This is a genomic window from Micromonospora sp. NPDC023966, assembly GCF_040639095.1.
Taxonomy (GTDB): domain Bacteria; phylum Actinomycetota; class Actinomycetes; order Mycobacteriales; family Micromonosporaceae; genus Micromonospora.
Genome location: NZ_JBEZZJ010000013.1, coordinates 170,621 through 186,301, shown reverse-complemented (window position 1 = coordinate 186,301; position 15,681 = coordinate 170,621). Strand labels below are relative to the sequence as shown.

Genomic DNA, 15,681 nt, shown 5'->3' with positions numbered 1-15,681 from the left:
GCCTGCGTATCCCACGCCCGGGCGGGGTCAGCCCTCGGCGCCCCCCCGGCCGGTGACTGCTCCAGCGACGGCTCCAGGTCGCCGCGCGGCGTCAGCCGCGCCGAGCTGGAGTTGTCGGAGACGCGCTGGAGCCGTCGTTCGTCACCCCCGCACCACCCACCCCTCGTCGAACTGAGAGCAGGTTCCTCGTGAGTCGGACCCGGCGTTCGTCCTCCCCTGCGGCTCGACGGGGGGTGACGTCGTCCGGGGTCGCGCGCCCCGCGGGCGGAGCGGCCCGGGCGGTCACCCGTACGCTCAGCGACGACCCGCTGGGCGGCACCGTCCGCCGCACCGTGCTTCCCAGCGGCCTGCGCGTGCTCACCGAGGCGATCCCGGCGATGCGCAGCGTCTCGTTCGGCGTCTGGGTGGCGGTCGGCTCCCGCGACGAGACCGGGCCGCAGGCCGGCGCCGCGCACTTCCTGGAGCACCTGCTCTTCAAGGGCACCAACAAGCGCGGTGCGCTGGAGATCTCCTCGGAGATCGAGGCGGTGGGCGGCGAGACCAACGCCTTCACCACCAAGGAATACACCTGCTACTACGCGCGGGTGCTGGACGAGGACCTGCCGCTGGCCATCGACGTCATGTGCGACCTGGTCGCCGACTCGGTGCTGGCCGCCGCCGACGTGGAGACCGAGCGCGGGGTCATCCTCGAAGAGATCGCCATGCACGACGACGAGCCCGGCGACGAGGTGCACGACCTCTTCGCCCGCGCCGTCTACGGCGACCACCCCCTCGGCCGGCTGATCTCCGGCACCGAGGAGACGGTCACCCCGATGACCCGGCGGCAGATCCAGAGCTTCTACCGCCGCCACTACACCGCGCCGCAGATCGTCATCGCCGCCGCCGGCAACCTCGACCACGCCGCCGTGGTCAAGCTGGTCCGGCAGGCGCTGCGCGGCACCCCGCTGGACACCGACGCGGCCACGCCGGCCCCGTACCGGTCGGCCACCCCGGCGGTACGCACCGAGCCGGCCGCCACCCTGGTGGAGCCGAAGGAGACCGAGCAGGCGCACGTCATCCTCGGCTGCCCCGGCATCGACCGCCTCGACGAGCGGCGCTTCGCCCTCGGGGTGCTCAACAACGTGCTCGGCGGCGGCATGTCCAGCCGGCTGTTCCAGGAGATCCGCGAGCAGCGCGGCCTGGCCTACTCGGTCTACTCCTACGCCAGCCAGTACGCCGACAGCGGCCTGTTCGCCGTCTACGCCGGCTGCGCGCCGGGCAAGGTGGACGAGGTGCTGGACCTGACCCGGGCCGAGCTGCACCGGGTGGCCGCCACCGGGATCACCGAGGCCGAGCTGGCCCGGGGCAAGGGGATGAGCAAGGGCTCCTTCGTCCTCGGCCTGGAGGATACCGGCTCCCGGATGAGCCGGCTGGCCAAGGGCGAGCTGCTCTACGGCAACCTGATGCCGGTGGACGAACTGCTGGCCCGGGTCGACGCGGTAACCCTGGACGACGTCAACGGCCTCGCCGCCGAGCTGCTCGGCCGGCCGATGTCCCTCGCCGTGGTCGGCCCGTTCGACGAGTCGGCCTTCGCCACGCGCTGACCGGCCGGGACTCCCGTCCCGCTCCCCGGTCCGTAGGGGTGGCCGCGTCCCGATTGGGATAGGTTGTCCCCCGTGACTGACGAGCAGGAGAAGAACCCGGCCGAGGCGATCCGGGTCGGCGTGCTGGGCGCCCACGGCCGGATGGGCATGGAGGTCTGCAAGGCGGTCGACGCGGCCGGCGACCTGGACCTGGTGGCGACGGTCGACCAGGGCGACGGCCTCTCCGCGGTCTCCGACGCCGGCGCCGAGGTGGTCGTCGACTTCACCACCCCTGACGTCGTCATGGACAACCTGCAGTGGTGCATCGACCAGGGCATCAGCGCGGTGGTCGGCACCACCGGCTTCACCGAGCAGCGGCTCGAGCAGGTGCGCGGCTGGCTGGCCGGCAGGCCCGGCGTCGGCGTGGTGATCGCCCCCAACTTCGGCATCGGCGCGGTGCTGATGATGCAGTTCGCCGCCCGCGCGGCCCGGCACTTCGAGTCGGTCGAGATCATCGAGCAGCACCACCCGCGCAAGCTGGACGCGCCCAGCGGCACCGCCACCCACACCGCCCGGCTCGTCGCGCAGGCCCGCGCCGAGGCGGGGCTGGGCCCCACACCGGACGCCACCAGGGACGAGGTGCCCGGCGCCCGCGGCGCCGAGATCGACGGGGTACGCGTGCACGCCGTCCGCGCCACCGGCCTGGTCGCCCACCAGGAGGTGCTCTTCGGCACCACCGGCGAGACGCTGACCATCCGGCACGACTCCTACGACCGGGCCTCGTTCATGCCCGGCGTGCTGCTGGCGGTCCGCGAGGTGCGCCGCCGGCCGGGCCTCACCGTCGGCCTGGACGCCCTGCTCGACTGACTCCCGCCGCGCCCCCGGCCGGTCGTGCCCCTGACGGCGGCCGCCCGCGGGCGGGCCGCAGGTGCGCAACGGCGATCAAGCGGCGCGGCCGCCGGTGGGTGCAGGCTGTCCACATGACCCAGACGGACGGACTCACCGGCCTCCTCGACTGGCTCCAGGTCGCGCTCGACGATCCGGAGGCCGGCCCGGCCGGTCTGGCCGCCCGGGCCCACCTGTCCCGGTTCCACTTCGACCGGCTGGTCGCCGCGGCCACCGGGGAACCGCCGGGCGCGCTGCGCCGCCGGCTGCTCCTGGAGCGCGCGGCACACCGGCTCACCACCAGCGACCGGACCGTCCTCGACATCGCCGTCGAGGCCGGGTACGGCTCGCACGAGGCGTTCACCCGCGCCTTCCAGCGGTCGTACGGCATCGCCCCGACCGCGGTCCGGCGGCGCCCGCCGTTGACCTTCCGCGAGCTGGAGCTGCCCTGCCCCAGCGGCGTCCACTTCCAACCGCCCGGTGGCCTGCGGCTACCGGCGGCACGTCAGGAGACTCCGATGAACGTTCTCCAACACCTGGTCGACCACCACGTCGAGACCCTCACCGCGATCATCGACCGCGCCGGCGCCCTCGACGACGAGGTGCTCGACCGGCCCGTCACCGTGTCCGTGGAGACCATCGACGAGGGGCCCACCCTCCGCTCGCTGATCAACGCCATGGTCACCCAGGAGGAGCACTGGCTCTCGGCGCTGCGCGGCGGCGAGTGGCCCGACGAGAGCGACCGGTCGGTGTCCGGGCTGGCCGCCCGGCACGAGGTCGCCGGCCGGGACTGGCGGGCCTTCGTGGCCCGGACGCTGGCCGCCGGCACCCTCGCCGACACCTTCGTGGACACCACCTGCTCGCCGCCGACCACCCACACGCTGGGCGGCACGATCGGCCACGTGATCACCTTCGCCGCCGTGCGCCGCACCCTGGCCATCGGTGCCCTGCACAGCGCCGGGATCACCGACCTCGGCGCCGGCGACCCCCGCCCCTACCTGGACGCCGCCGCGACCGCGCCCGCCGGCTGACGACCCGTGCCGGACCTTGATCGACTCCGGCGCGCCGGGGTGGCGGAGGCCGACACACGCCACCTCGGCGATCCGGATTCTGGGGCGGCTCCGGGGCTCCGGGGAAAGCGATGGCTCGGGGAAAGCCATGGCTCGGTGGGCGGGCCGGACCTAGGCTGACCGCCGTGATCGATTCCGGGCTGCGTGACCGCGCCGGCCGCCGGGTGACCCTGCGGCCGGTGGACGACGACAACTGGCGGGCGGTGGCCGACGTGGCGCCCCGCGACGACCAGCGCGCCTTCGTGCCGGCGCTGGCCGCCCGCTACCTGGTGCTGACCATGCGCTCGGACGTCTGGACCTCGCTCGCCGTCCACGCGGACGAGACGGTGGTCGGGCACGTGATGTGGGGCGTGGACGACGACGGCTCCCGCTGGATCGGCGGCATGTTGATCGACGCCGCCGAGCAGGACCACGGCGTCGGCCGCGCCGTCGTCCGGACCCTCACCGACTGGCTCGCCAAGGCCGGACAACCGATCCGCCTCAGCTACCACCCGGACAACACCGCCGCCGCCACCCTCTACCGCTCCCTCGGCTTCCACCCCACCGGCGCCATGGAGGACGACGAACTGGTCGCCGAACTCACCCCCACCCGCCCCGCCGCCCCACCCCGTTGATCATGAGGTTGGCGGCAGTCGAGGAGATCGACTCCGCCGTCAACTTCATGATCGACCGTCCGGGGAGCGGTCGGCGTAGCCGCGCCAGCGGTCGGCGCCGGGGCGGCCGAAGGCACCCGGAATCCGCTCAAGCTGGGCGCCGCGTTGCTCGCCACCATCCCGGTGGCGGTGCTCTTCGTGATCTTCCAGCGTTATTTCGTCCGCGGCGCGAACGAGGGCGCCGACAAGGGCTGACCGGCGGCCGGCGGTCCCGCCCCGTGCCGGGACCGCCGGCCCCGGCTCAGCTCTCCTGGAGCACCGAGAACACGTTGCCGGCCGGGTCGGTGAACCAGGCGATCGACGGGCCGTTGCCCCGCATGACCCCCTTGTCGTCCTGCGGCATGCCCTCGTAGCGCTCGAACCGCACCCCGCGCGAGATCAGCTCGTCCACCGCCCGGTCGATGTCCGGGACCGAAAAGTTGAGCACCGTGTAGGTGGCCGGCCGGTGGTCGCGCTTCGGGTAGACCAGCACCGGCCGGTCCCCGGCCAGGTGCAGGGTCAGCAGGCCGCCCATCGCGTCGTCCCGGGACACCCGCAACTCCAGGACGTCGGTGTAGAACCGCTCCGCGCGGTCCGGGTCGTCGACCGAGAATCCGCTGAACGCCTTCGTGTCCCTGAACATGACCCGCTCCTCACTCCGCCGGTGCGCCGCCTCCGTCGTGCCTACCAGGGGTGGACGGTGCGCCGGGCGGAAACTCATCGGCCGGTCAGGGATCGAGCCGGTCCGGAAGCCCGAAGCGCGGGAAGAGCCGGGGCTCCAGGAAGTGGGTGAGCCGGGCGATCCGCCCCTCGGCGCACTCCAGCAGGCTGATCGAGAAGGCCCGGTGGCCGCCGGCCGGGTCGACTCGGTATTGCGCCAGCGCCGGGACGCCGTTCGCGGCCACCCGGACCAGCCGGGAGCCCCGGCAGCCGGCGCCCGGCCCGGCCAGCCACCGGCCGATGTCGGCCGCGCCGCGCAGCCACATCGGGTAGGGCGGCATGCTCTGCACGGCGTCCGCGCGCAGCAGCGCGACCAGGGCGTCGATGTCGTAGCGTGCGAAGGCGTCCACGTAACGGTCGAGCAGGTCGCGGTCGACCGGGTCGAGATCCGGCCCGGCGCGCCGGTCGGCGCGCACCCCGGCCAGGGTCGCCCGGGCCCGCTGGAGCGCGCTGTTGACCGCCGGCACGGTGGCGTCGAGCAGGTCGGCGACCTCGTCGGCGCGCCAGCGCAGCACGTCCCGCAGGATCAGCACGGCGCGCTGCCGGGGCGGCAGGTGCTGGAGGGCGGCCACGAACGCCAGCCGCACCGACTCCCGCGCCACCGCCAGCTCCGCCGGGTCGGTCGGGAGCACCGCCGCGTCCGGCACCGGCTCGACCCAGTCGCCGGCCGGCGCGCCGAGCGACTCGGCCACCGGCGCGACCGGGCCGCCCAGGTCGACCGGCAGGGCCCGCCGGCCGCGCCCGCGCAGCAGGTCGAGGCAGACGTTGGTGGCGATCCGGTAGAGCCAGGTGCGCAGGCTGGACCGGCCGTCGAAGCCGTCCCGGGCGCGCCAGGCCCGTAGCAGGGTCTCCTGCACCGCGTCCTCGGCGTCGAACACCGAGCCGAGCATCCGGTAGGCGTAGCCGGTCAGCTCGACCCGGAACGGTTCCAGGTCATTCGTCGCCGGCGCCGGTGCGGTCGTCATGCCGCCACGGTAGGCGCTACCCCCGACAGCGGGTAGTCAGGAGGCGGCCCGCTCGGCGGGGACGCCGACGTGCAGGCGGACCTGGGGGACCAGCATGTCGTCCACGTCCAGCGCGCGGCCCGCGCCGTCCGGCTCCCAGCCCGTCGAGGTGAGGAACTTCCGGGTCGCCGCGTCGGCGTCGAACGTCCAGGCCACCGCCCGGGTGAAGCCGTCCTCCCGCCAGTGGTCGACCATGGCGGCGAGCAGTCGGCTGCCGTGCCCGCGCCGGCCCCAGCGCGGCTCGACCAGCAGGTCGGTCACCGCCGCCACGCCGTCGGCGAGCGCGTCGGCCGGCTCGCCCGGAGCGAGCGCCTCGGCGTCGGCCGGACCGGAGGCGACGAACCCCACCAGATACGATTGCTCGGCCTGTTCGACGGCGACCAGCACGCGGTGCGCGCCCGAGGGCGGCTCCTGCACCGCGGCGCTCCACCGCCGGGCGAGGTAGGCCTCGTCCAGGTTGTCGAGCACGTGTCGGGGCAGGATCCGGCGGTACGCGGCCCGCCAGGTGGCGAGCTGGAGGCGTGCGATCTCGCCGGCATCCTCCGGACGCGCGGGGCGGACGTACCCGAGAGCCATGGCACGAGAGCCTACGCAGGGCGAGGAGGGCGACGGTGGCGCAGGGTGCCAGGCGGACGCTCCTGCAGGTCGTCGCCGTGCTGGCGCTCGCCGTCGCGGTGACCGCGTTCCTCTCGGTGGCGGCCGTCCGGCACGGCTTCTTCGACCTCAAGGTCTACTACGGCGCGCTGACCTTCTGGGTGCACGACGGCGGGGAGATCTACGACTTCCTCAAGGCCGGCACCCAGTACGGCTTCACCTACCCGCCGTTCGCCGCGCTGGTCATGCTGCCGATGGCGTACCTGCCGTGGCCGGCCGCGATCACGGTGAGCGTGGCCGCCACCGTGGTGGTCAGCGCGGTGGTCATCTGGTGGCTGCTCGACCCGGTCGCCCGCCGCGCCGGCTGGACCCGCTGGTTCGTCCTCGCCGTGGCGCTCTGCCTGGCCGCCGCGTACGAGCCGATGCGCGAGACGGTGAACTTCGGCCAGGTCAACATGCTGCTGCTGTTCCTGGTGGCGATGGACCTGCTCCGGCTGCTGCCCGCGCGCAGCCGGTGGGCCGGGGTGGGCATCGGGCTGGCCACCGCGATCAAGCTGACCCCGGGCATCTTCATCGTCTACCTGCTGGTCACCGGCCGCTGGCGGGCCGCGTTCACCGCCATCGGCGCGGCGGCCGCGGCGACGCTGGTGGCCGCCGCGCTCTTCCCGGACGCATCCCGGGAGTTCTGGACCGAGGCGCTGTGGAACACCGACCGGGTGGGCGAGCTGGCCTTCGTCTCCAACCAGTCGCTGCGCGGGATGGTGGCCCGGCTCGATCCGGAACACCCGAGCACCGTCGCCTGGCTGGTGCTGGTCCTCGCCACCCTGGTGGTCTGGGGCTGGCGTTCCCGGGCCGCGGTGGCCGCCGGCGACGAGGCCACCGGCCTGGCGCTGACCGGCGCCACCATGTGCCTGGTCAGCCCGGTGACCTGGGTGCACCACCTGGTCTGGCTGCTGCCGGGGCTGATCCTGCTGGTCGACAACGGCATGGCGGCCCCCGCGCGCAGCCGCCGGCGCCGACTGCTGCTGGCCGCCGCGCTCGTCGGGTACGCCTTCCTGACCAGCCGGATCGTCTGGGCCTGGGAGAAGGACTTCACCGGCGTGGACGGCTTCCTGGGCAGCAACACCTACGTCTGGATCAGCCTGGCGCTGCTGCTCGCCCTGCCGATCCGCGGCTGGGCCACGCCGACCGGCGGCGGCCTCGCGGAGCGGGGCGGGCCGGCCGGCTCAGCCGTCGAGCCGGGCGGTGTAACGCAGCTCGACGAGCCGGACCGGGTCGCGCCCGCCGTGCAGCGGGACCGGGTAGGTGGACTCCTCCCCGTCGGGTGACAACCCGGCCCGCTCGTAGAAGCGGCGGGCCCGGACGTTGTCGGCGAGCACCCAGAGCCGGTACTCCGTCCACGCCCGCTCCGCCAGCCCGGCCCGGGCCGCGGCGTGAAGTGCCCGCCCGATCCCGGTGCTCCAGTGCGCCGGTTCCAGGTAGAGCGCCAGGACCTCGCCGTACCGCGGGTCCAGGTCGCCCCGGTCCTGGTCGTTCCGGTACGGCCCGAAGGTGGTGAACCCGACGACCACCCCGTCGACCTCGGCGACCAGCGTGGTGAACGGGTGCTCCGGGTCGGCCGTGCCGAGGTCGCGGCGGCGCTGCGCCCAGGCGGCCGGGTTCAGCCGGTTCAGCACCTCGTCCGGCATGAAGCCGGCGTACCCGGCCTGCCAGCCGTGGATGTGCACCCGGGCGATCGCCTCGGCGTCGTCCGGTTCCTCCCGACGGATGGTGCGCACCCGTCCGTTCTATGCCGCTCCGGGCGATCGGTCCAGCCGCCACACAGGTGTCGTACCGGTGCAATAGGGTGCCCGACGATGGCTGCACCGGAATCGCTCTCCCTCGCCCAGGCCCGCCGGATCGCCCTGGCCGCCCAGGGCTTCGCCGACCCGGCGCCCACCGGCGTGCCCACCCGCCGGCACCTGCGCCGGGTGCTCGACCGGGTCGGGCTGATCCAGATGGACTCGGTCAACGTCCTGCAACGCGCGCACTACCTGCCGCTCTACAGCCGGCTCGGGCCCTACCCGACCACCCTGCTCGACACCGCGGCCTACCGGCGCCCCCGCGAGCTGTTCGAATACTGGGCGCACGAGGCGTCGCTGGTCCCGGTGGGGCTGCACCCGGCGCTGCGCTGGCGGATGGCCAAGGCCCACGACGAGGCCTGGGGCGGGATGCGCCGGATCGCCCAGGAGCAGCCCGAACTGGTCGCCTGGGTGCGCGACGAGGTGGCCGCCCGGGGCCCGCTCACCGCCGCCGAGATCGAGCACGACGCGCCCCGGGAGACGGGCAACTGGGGGTGGAACTGGTCCACGGTCAAGCGGGCGCTGGAGTTCCTGTTCTGGGCCGGCGAGGTGGCCGCCGCGGATCGCACCACCTCCTTCGCCCGCCGCTACGACCTGCCCGAGCGGGTGCTGCCGGCCGCCGTGCTGGACGCGCCCACCCCGAGCGACGCCGACGCCCACCGCACGCTGGTGGCGATCGCCGGCCGGTCGCTGGGCGTGGCCGCCGAGCCGGAGCTGCGCGACTACTTCCGGCTGCCGGTGGCCGGCGCCCGGCAGGCGATCGCCGAGCTGGTCGAGGCCGGCGAGCTGATCCCGGTCACCGTGGCCGGCTGGCGGCAGCCGGCCTACCTGCACGCCCAGGCGCGGCTGCCCCGCTGGGTGCGCGGCAACACCCTGGTCAGCCCGTTCGACCCGCTGGTCTGGGAGCGGGCCCGCGCCGAGCGGCTCTTCGACTTCAGCTACCGGATCGAGATCTACGTGCCGGCGCCGCAGCGGGTCTACGGCTACTACGTGCTCCCCTTCCTCCAGGGCGAGCGGTTCACCGCCCGGGTCGACCTCAAGGCCGACCGGAAGGCCGGGGTGCTGCTGGTGCCGGCGGCCTGGGTTGAGCCGGGCGCCGACCCGGGGGAGACCGCGGTGGCGCTCGCCGCCGAGCTCTACCGGCTCGCCGGCTGGCTCGGCCTGGACGCCGTCGCCCCGCCCGCCGCCGGCGACCTGGCCGCCCCGCTGGCCGCCGCCCTGCTGGGCGTGGCGGGTGTACGGTAAGCGCGTGACGAGCGTTGACCGGCCGGCCGCCGCGCCCGACCCGCACCCGGCCCCGCCCGCCGGTCCCCCCGGACCGGCCCCGGCCGGACCACCCGCCACCATCACCGGGCCGCACGCTGTCGCCACCGGGCCGCACGCGGAGCACGCCGGGGCGCACGCGGAGCACGCCGGGGCGCACGCGGAGCACGCCGCAGGGCCGCACGCCCACTTCGGGCCGCCCGCCGCCGGGCCGGAGGTCTGGCCCGCCGGGGTGACCTACCCGGCCGTCGAGCCGGACCGGTTCACCCGCCTGGTGCTGCGGCTGCACGCCCGCGCCCCGCGCTGGGCGGTACCCCTCGCGGCGCTCGGCTGCGTCGGCCTGGGCATGGCGTACGCGCTGCTCAGCAACCCCACCCACAGCGACCCGGACGCCCGGCCGACCTGCCTGCTCAAGCTCACCACCGGGCTGGACTGCCCGGGCTGCGGCGGCACCCGCGCCCTCTGGTACGTGCTGCACGCCGACCTGCCCGCCGCCGCCCGGCACCACTTCCTCTTCGTCTTCTCGCTGCCCTTCCTGGCCTGGCTCTTCGTCAGCTGGGCGGGGAACCGGGCGTTCGGCTGGCGGCTGCCGGAGCTGCGGATCAGCCCGAAGGTGATCGGCGGCTTCCTGGCCCTCTGGCTCGCCTTCTCGGTGGCCCGCAACCTGCCCTGGGCCCCGTTCACCTCGCTCTACGTCTGACCCGCACCGAGATCTTGGACACCTGACGTCCGGCGCGGACGGGAAGTGTCCGAGATTCGCCGCTGGTGCGTTGGTTCACGTCCGCGCGCCCAACTTTCGCGGCCGGCCCACCGGCCACTACAGTCGCAGGAATGCCGGAGATGGTGCAGCCCCAGGTCAAACTGATCGCGTGGACCCAGTTCCAGGCCCCGGACGACGTGCCGTGGTCGACCGACGCGGAGGGCGGTCAGGCGCTCGCCGAGTTCGCCGGCCGGGCCTGCTACCAGAGCTGGAAGAAGCCGAACCCGGCCACCGCGACCAACGCCGGCTACCTGGCGCACATCCTGGACGTGGGTCACCTCTCCGTGCTGGAGCACGGCTCGGTGAGTTTCTACTTCAGCGGGGTCTCCCGGTCCTTCACCCACGAGCTGATCCGGCACCGGCATTTCTCCTACTCGCAGCTCTCCCAGCGCTATGTCCCGGAGCGCGACGCGGCCATGGTCGAGCCGGCGGTGATCGCCGAGGACCCGGAGCTGCACAAGAGGTTCGTCGAGGCGAGCGAGGCGGCGGTGCGGGCGTACACCGAGCTGCTGGAGGGGCTGGAGGCCCGGTTCACCGACGAGCCCAACCCGACGCTGCGCCGCAAGCAGGCCCGGCAGGCGGCCCGCGCGGTGCTGCCCAACGCCACCGAGACCCGGATCGTGGTGACCGGCAACTACCGGGCGTGGCGGCACTTCGTCAAGATGCGCGCCACCGAGCACGCCGACGTGGAGATCCGCGAGCTGGCCGTGGAGTGCCTGCGGCAGCTCCAGGGGGTCGCGCCGAACGTGTTCGCCGACTTCGTGATCTCCCAGTTGCCCGACGGCACCGAGGTGGCGGCCTCTCCGCACGCCGAGTGAGTCATCGCCCTTCGCCGCCGGGCCCCCGGTGGTCGTCCGCTAGGTTGTGAACATGACGCACGACCTCCCTGCCGGCCCGGACCGGGGCACGTCGCGCCCGTTCGGGCGACTGATCACGGCCATGGTGACCCCGTTCACCGCCGACGGGTCGCTCGATCTCGACGGCGCCGTACGGCTCGCGAGCCATCTCGTCGACGAGCAGGGCAACGACGCGCTGGTGCTCAACGGCACCACCGGTGAGTCACCGACCACCACCGACGCCGAGCAGGAGGCGCTGATCCGCGCCGTCGCGGAGGCGGTCGGCGACCGGGCCCGGATCGTCGCCGGGGTGGGCACCAACGACACCCGGCACACGATCGAGCTGGCCGCGCAGGCGGAGAAGGCCGGCGCGCACGGCCTGCTGGTGGTCACGCCGTACTACAACAAGCCGCCGCAGAGCGGGCTGTTGCGCCACTTCACCGCGGTCGCCGACGCCAGCGGGCTGCCGATCATGCTGTACGACATCCCGCACCGGACCGGCACCGAGATCGCCACCGAGACCCTGGTAAGGCTGGCCGAGCACGGCCGGATCGTGGCGGTCAAGGACGCCAAGGGCGACCTCACCGCCACCTCGTGGGTGCTGGCCCGCAGCGACCTGGCCTTCTACAGCGGTGAGGACGCGCTGACCCTGCCCGCCATGGCGGTCGGCTCGGTCGGCGTGGTCGGCACCTCCACCCACTTCACCGGCGTGCAGACGAAGCAGATGATCGAGGCCTACGAGGCGGGCGACACCGCCACGGCGCTCGCCCTGCACCGGCGGCTGCTGCCGCTGTACACCGGCATCTTCCGGACCCAGGGCGTGATCCTGGTGAAGGCCGGCCTGGCGGCCAAGGGGCTGCCGGCCGGCCCGGTGCGCCCGCCGCTGGTGGACGCCACCGGCGACGAACTGGCCCAGCTGCGCGCCGACTGCGCCGCGGCGGGCCTACCCCTTCCCGAATGATCGAACGACACGACGGACGCCGCATGACGGCGTCGCAGAATGAGGTGACGCGTGACCGAGGCGCACATCGAGGGTGAGCTGCCCCCGCCGCTGCCGGAGGGCGGCCTGCGGATCATCCCGCTCGGCGGACTCGGCGCCATCGGCCGGAACATGACGGTCTTCGAGTACGACGGCAAGCTGCTGATCGTCGACTGCGGGGTGCTCTTCCCCGACGTCGAGCAGCCGGGCGTGGACCTGATCCTGCCCGACTTCGGGCCGATCCTGGACCGGCTCGGCGACGTGCAGGCGATCGTGCTCACCCACGGCCACGAGGACCACATCGGCGCGGTGCCGTACCTGCTCGCCCACAAGCCCGACATCCCGCTGGTCGGCTCGCAGTTCACCCTGGCCCTGGTCGAGGCGAAGCTGGCCGAGCGGCGGATCCAGCCCTACACGCTGACCGTCGCCGAGGGGCGGCGCGAGCGGCTCGGCCCGTTCGAGTGCGAGTTCTTCGCGGTGAACCACTCGATCCCCGACGCACTCGCGGTGGCCATCCGCACGGGCGCCGGCCTGGTGCTGCACACCGGCGACTTCAAGATGGACCAGCTCCCGCTGGACGGCCGGATCACCGACCTGGCCGGCTTCGCCCGGCTCGGCGCCGAGGGCGTGGACCTGCTGCTCTCCGACTCCACCAACGCGGAGATCCCCGGCTTCGTCACCCCGGAGCGGGAGATCGGGCCGGTGCTCGACTCGATCTTCCAGAAGGCGCGCGGCCGGATCATCGTGGCCTCGTTCGCCTCGCACGTGCACCGCGTGCAGCAGGTCTTCGACTCGGCGGTCGAGCACGGCCGCAAGGTGGCGCTGATCGGCCGGTCCATGGTGCGCAACATGGGCATCGCCCGCGACCTGGGCCTGCTGAACATCCCGCCGGGCCTGGTGGTCGGGCTGGAGGAGGCCACCACGCTGCCGCCCGAGCAGATCGTGCTGATGTCGACCGGCTCGCAGGGCGAGCCGATGAGCGCGCTGGGCCGGATGGCCAGCGGCGACCACCGGCACATCACCATCGCCCCCGGGGACACCGTGGTGCTCGCCTCCTCGCTGGTGCCCGGCAACGAGACCTCGGTCTACCGGGTGATCAACCGGCTGGCCCGGGCCGGCGCGACCGTGATCCACAAGGACGTGGCGAAGGTGCACGTCTCCGGTCACGCTCCCGCCGGCGAGCTGCTCTACCTGCTCAACGTCACGCGCCCGAGCAACCTCATGCCGGTGCACGGCGAGTGGCGGCACCTGCGGGCGCACGCCCGACTCGGCATCGAGTCCGGTGTCGCGCCGGACCGGGTGGTGCTCTGCGAGGACGGCGACGTGGTCGACCTGGTCGACGGGCGGGCCAGCCTGGTCGGCCACGTGAAGAGCCGGTACGTCTACGTCGACGGCCTCGCCGTCGGCGACGTCAGCGAGTCGCTGCTCACCGAGCGCCGGATCCTCGGCGACGGCGGCTTCATCGCCACCACCGTGGTGGTCGACTCGGTCACCGGCAAGGTGGTCGGCGGGCCGACCCTCTCGGCGAAGGGCTTCTCCGAGGACCCGGAGGCGTTCAACCCGGTCATCCCGCTGGTCACCGAGGCGCTCAACCGGGCCGCCGCGGACGGCATCACCGACCCGCACCAGCTCCAGCAGATCGTCCGGCGCACCGTCGGGCGCTGGGTCAACGACGCGTACCGCCGCCGGCCGATGATCGTGCCGACGGTCGTCGAGGTCTGACCGCCGCACACGCCGCACGCCGGTCCACCGTCCGCGGTGGACCGGCGTCGCCGTTCCCGGGTACGCCCCGAAGCCGTCCCGCCACGCTCCGCCATGCTGACCGGTCGCGTTCAACCGATCGGCGTCCGTCTCCGTATACCGCTCCGGCAGGCGTACCCCACGCCGGCCGGGAGGAGCGTGGCGGATGGACCGCAGACGGATGACAGCCATCGGCGTACTGGTGGCGGCGGCGGGCACGGCGGCGGCGGTGACCCTGCCGTCCTTCGCCGGCGAGAACCCGGCGGCCCGGCGGAGCGCCCCGGCGGCGGCCGACGGCGTCGCGCCCGAGGTGCTGGACGCGCTGAGCCGCGACCTCTCGCTCACCCGGGACCAGGCGGTCCGGCGACTGAAGACCGAGCGGTGGGCGTCCGGCACGGTCTCGAAGCTCCGTACCGAACTCGGCGCCGACTACGGCGGCAGCTGGCTCGGCGCCGACGGCGCGACGCTGAACGTGGCGGTGGCCGACCCGGCGCGGGCGGCCCGGGTGACCGCCGCGGGCGCGGTGCCGAAGCGGGTCGACCGCGGGGTCGCCGAACTGGACGCGGTGAAGACCCGCCTCGACGCGGCCGCCGGCGAGGCCACCCCGGACGTCGCCGGCTGGTACGTCGACGTGCCCACCAACTCGGTGGTGGTGTTCGCCCGGCCCGGCGCGGAGGCGGCCGGCCGCCGGTTCGCCGAGGCCGGCGGGGTGCCCGCCGGCGCGGTGCGGGTGAAGACCGCCGACGAGGCGCCCCGGCCGCTGTTCGACGTGCGGGGCGGTGACGCCTACTTCATCAACGGCGCCGGGCGCTGCTCGGTCGGCTTCTCGGTGGTCGGCGGCTTCGTCACGGCCGGGCACTGCGGCCGGCCGGGGGACCGCACCGCCGGCGCGAACCGGGTCGCCCAGGGCACCTTCGCCGCCTCCTCGTTCCCCGGCGACGACTGGGCCGTCGTCGAGGTCAACGGCGAGTGGACGCCGCAGGGCGTGGTCAACGACTTCAACGGCGGCACGGTGCCGGTGAACGGCTCCACCGAGGCCCCGGTCGGCGCCTCGGTGTGCCGCTCCGGCTCGACCACCGGCACCCGCTGCGGGGTGATCCAGGCCAGGAACGCCACGGTGAACTATCCGGAGGGAACGGTCACCGGGCTGACCCGGACGAACGTCTGCGCCGAGCCGGGCGACTCGGGCGGCGCCTGGCTCTCCGGCGACCAGGCGCAGGGCGTCACCTCCGGCGGCTCCGGCGACTGCACGCGGGGTGGGGTCACCTTCTTCCAGCCGGTCAACGAGATCCTCCAGCGCAACAACCTGACCCTGGTCACCGCGGGTAACCAGCCGGCCCCCTCCGCGCCGCCGGCCGGGGGCGGGGCCACCGCGCCGCCGGCGAGCACCGCGCCGGCCACCCCGCCGGCCGGCGATGCGGCGGCCTGCACCGGGCAGGTGAGCCGGACCGGCCGGATCGCCGCCGGGCGGGCGCAGGTCCAGCCGGACGGCCGGTTCTTCCGGGTGTCCGGCGGCGCCCAGGAGGCCTGTGTCTCCGCGCCCGCGGGTGGCCGGGTGGCGCTGGAACTGCAACGCTTCACCGGAAGCGCGTTCCGCACCGTGGCCCGCGCCGACAGCGCCGACGGGCTGGCCCGGCTGACCGCGGACACCCCGGCCGGCGCCTACCGCTACCGGGTGGTCGGCCTGGCCGGGGCCGGCGAGTACACCCTGGCGTTCTCCGCCCGCTGAGCCGCCGCCGGGGTCGAACCCGGCGGCCGGAGGACCGCGGCCCCCGTCCACCACCGCCCGGTGGCC

Annotated in this window: 15 protein-coding genes; 11 read left to right on the top strand and 4 right to left on the bottom strand. The window is 74.3% G+C overall.

Annotated elements, in window-relative coordinates:
- The first annotated feature begins 233 nt into the window (after window positions 1–233).
- The 4 genes from AB0F68_RS19175 (at window position 234) to AB0F68_RS19160 (ending at window position 4,131) form a co-directional block, all read left to right on the top strand.
- Window positions 234–1,583 (top strand): pitrilysin family protein, encoded by a 1,350-nt coding sequence (locus AB0F68_RS19175; RefSeq protein ID WP_357339823.1) that lies wholly within the window; start codon window positions 234–236, stop codon window positions 1,581–1,583.
- 72 nt (window positions 1,584–1,655) lie between these two features.
- Complete coding sequence (dapB, locus tag AB0F68_RS19170; protein ID WP_357339820.1) at window positions 1,656–2,429, top strand: 4-hydroxy-tetrahydrodipicolinate reductase; 774 nt, start codon at window positions 1,656–1,658, stop codon at window positions 2,427–2,429.
- 113 nt (window positions 2,430–2,542) lie between these two features.
- Window positions 2,543–3,478, top strand: a complete 936-nt coding sequence (locus AB0F68_RS19165; RefSeq protein WP_357339818.1) for an AraC family transcriptional regulator — start codon at window positions 2,543–2,545, stop codon at window positions 3,476–3,478.
- 164 nt (window positions 3,479–3,642) lie between these two features.
- Entirely contained in the window at window positions 3,643–4,131 is a 489-nt protein-coding gene (locus AB0F68_RS19160) for a GNAT family N-acetyltransferase (RefSeq protein ID WP_357339816.1), read from the top strand.
- Window positions 4,132–4,411: 280 nt separating this feature from the next.
- Here AB0F68_RS19160 and AB0F68_RS19155 read toward each other — a convergent pair whose 3' ends face one another.
- From AB0F68_RS19155 to AB0F68_RS19145, 3 genes are all read right to left on the bottom strand, one after another.
- On the bottom strand, window positions 4,412–4,792 hold the full coding sequence (locus AB0F68_RS19155; RefSeq protein ID WP_357339814.1) for a VOC family protein: 381 nt from the start codon (window positions 4,790–4,792) through the stop codon (window positions 4,412–4,414).
- An 85-nt stretch (window positions 4,793–4,877) separates the two neighbouring features.
- The gene (locus tag AB0F68_RS19150; protein WP_357339811.1) at window positions 4,878–5,834 is read right to left on the bottom strand and encodes a sigma-70 family RNA polymerase sigma factor; all 957 of its coding nucleotides are present in this window, start codon (window positions 5,832–5,834) and stop codon (window positions 4,878–4,880) included.
- A 36-nt stretch (window positions 5,835–5,870) separates the two neighbouring features.
- Window positions 5,871–6,449 (bottom strand): GNAT family N-acetyltransferase, encoded by a 579-nt coding sequence (locus tag AB0F68_RS19145; RefSeq protein ID WP_357339809.1) that lies wholly within the window; start codon window positions 6,447–6,449, stop codon window positions 5,871–5,873.
- A 35-nt stretch (window positions 6,450–6,484) separates the two neighbouring features.
- On the opposite strand from AB0F68_RS19145, the gene AB0F68_RS19140 reads away from it, so the two are divergent.
- Window positions 6,485–7,795, top strand: coding sequence for a glycosyltransferase family 87 protein (locus AB0F68_RS19140; RefSeq protein ID WP_357339807.1), 1,311 nt, complete (start codon window positions 6,485–6,487; stop codon window positions 7,793–7,795).
- Here the strand turns inward: AB0F68_RS19140 and AB0F68_RS19135 are convergent.
- Window positions 7,694–8,245 (bottom strand): GNAT family N-acetyltransferase, encoded by a 552-nt coding sequence (locus AB0F68_RS19135; protein WP_357339805.1) that lies wholly within the window; start codon window positions 8,243–8,245, stop codon window positions 7,694–7,696. The genes AB0F68_RS19140 and AB0F68_RS19135 overlap by 102 nt on opposite strands.
- Before the next feature lie 78 nt (window positions 8,246–8,323).
- Here AB0F68_RS19135 and AB0F68_RS19130 point away from each other — a divergent pair, with 78 nt between their 5' ends.
- The 6 genes from AB0F68_RS19130 to AB0F68_RS19105 all read left to right on the top strand — a co-directional run bounded on the left by AB0F68_RS19130 (window position 8,324) and on the right by AB0F68_RS19105 (window position 15,615).
- Window positions 8,324–9,553 carry a crosslink repair DNA glycosylase YcaQ family protein gene (locus tag AB0F68_RS19130; protein ID WP_357339802.1) on the top strand — a complete coding sequence of 410 codons (1,230 nt, stop codon included), beginning with the start codon at window positions 8,324–8,326 and terminating at the stop codon, window positions 9,551–9,553.
- A 4-nt stretch (window positions 9,554–9,557) separates the two neighbouring features.
- The gene (locus AB0F68_RS19125; RefSeq protein ID WP_357339800.1) at window positions 9,558–10,271 is read left to right on the top strand and encodes a DUF2752 domain-containing protein; all 714 of its coding nucleotides are present in this window, start codon (window positions 9,558–9,560) and stop codon (window positions 10,269–10,271) included.
- Window positions 10,272–10,411: 140 nt separating this feature from the next.
- Entirely contained in the window at window positions 10,412–11,149 is a 738-nt protein-coding gene (gene thyX / locus AB0F68_RS19120) for an FAD-dependent thymidylate synthase (RefSeq protein ID WP_357339848.1), read from the top strand.
- A gap of 52 nt (window positions 11,150–11,201) precedes the next feature.
- Window positions 11,202–12,128: a 4-hydroxy-tetrahydrodipicolinate synthase gene (dapA, locus tag AB0F68_RS19115; protein WP_357339798.1), complete on the top strand. Its 927-nt coding sequence runs from the start codon at window positions 11,202–11,204 to the stop codon at window positions 12,126–12,128.
- 51 nt (window positions 12,129–12,179) lie between these two features.
- A complete protein-coding gene (locus AB0F68_RS19110) occupies window positions 12,180–13,868 on the top strand; it encodes a ribonuclease J (protein ID WP_357339796.1) in 1,689 nt (562 codons plus the stop codon).
- A 184-nt stretch (window positions 13,869–14,052) separates the two neighbouring features.
- Window positions 14,053–15,615 carry a S1 family peptidase gene (locus AB0F68_RS19105; protein ID WP_357339794.1) on the top strand — a complete coding sequence of 521 codons (1,563 nt, stop codon included), beginning with the start codon at window positions 14,053–14,055 and terminating at the stop codon, window positions 15,613–15,615.
- Window positions 15,616–15,681 lie beyond the last annotated feature (66 nt).

What these genes read in the sequence shown, in the direction of transcription:
- AB0F68_RS19165 (WP_357339818.1), top strand. Translation starts at nt 2,543, where the DNA reads ATGACCCAGACGGACGGACTCACCGGCCTCCTCGACTGGCTCCAGGTC.
- thyX (WP_357339848.1), top strand. Translation starts at nt 10,412, where the DNA reads ATGGTGCAGCCCCAGGTCAAACTGATCGCGTGGACCCAGTTCCAGGCC.
- AB0F68_RS19105 (WP_357339794.1), top strand. Translation starts at nt 14,053, where the DNA reads ATGGACCGCAGACGGATGACAGCCATCGGCGTACTGGTGGCGGCGGCG.
- AB0F68_RS19155 (WP_357339814.1), bottom strand. Translation starts at nt 4,792, where the DNA reads ATGTTCAGGGACACGAAGGCGTTCAGCGGATTCTCGGTCGACGACCCG.
- AB0F68_RS19150 (WP_357339811.1), bottom strand. Translation starts at nt 5,834, where the DNA reads ATGACGACCGCACCGGCGCCGGCGACGAATGACCTGGAACCGTTCCGG.
- AB0F68_RS19145 (WP_357339809.1), bottom strand. Translation starts at nt 6,449, where the DNA reads ATGGCTCTCGGGTACGTCCGCCCCGCGCGTCCGGAGGATGCCGGCGAG.
- AB0F68_RS19130 (WP_357339802.1), top strand. Translation starts at nt 8,324, where the DNA reads ATGGCTGCACCGGAATCGCTCTCCCTCGCCCAGGCCCGCCGGATCGCC.
- dapA (WP_357339798.1), top strand. Translation starts at nt 11,202, where the DNA reads ATGACGCACGACCTCCCTGCCGGCCCGGACCGGGGCACGTCGCGCCCG.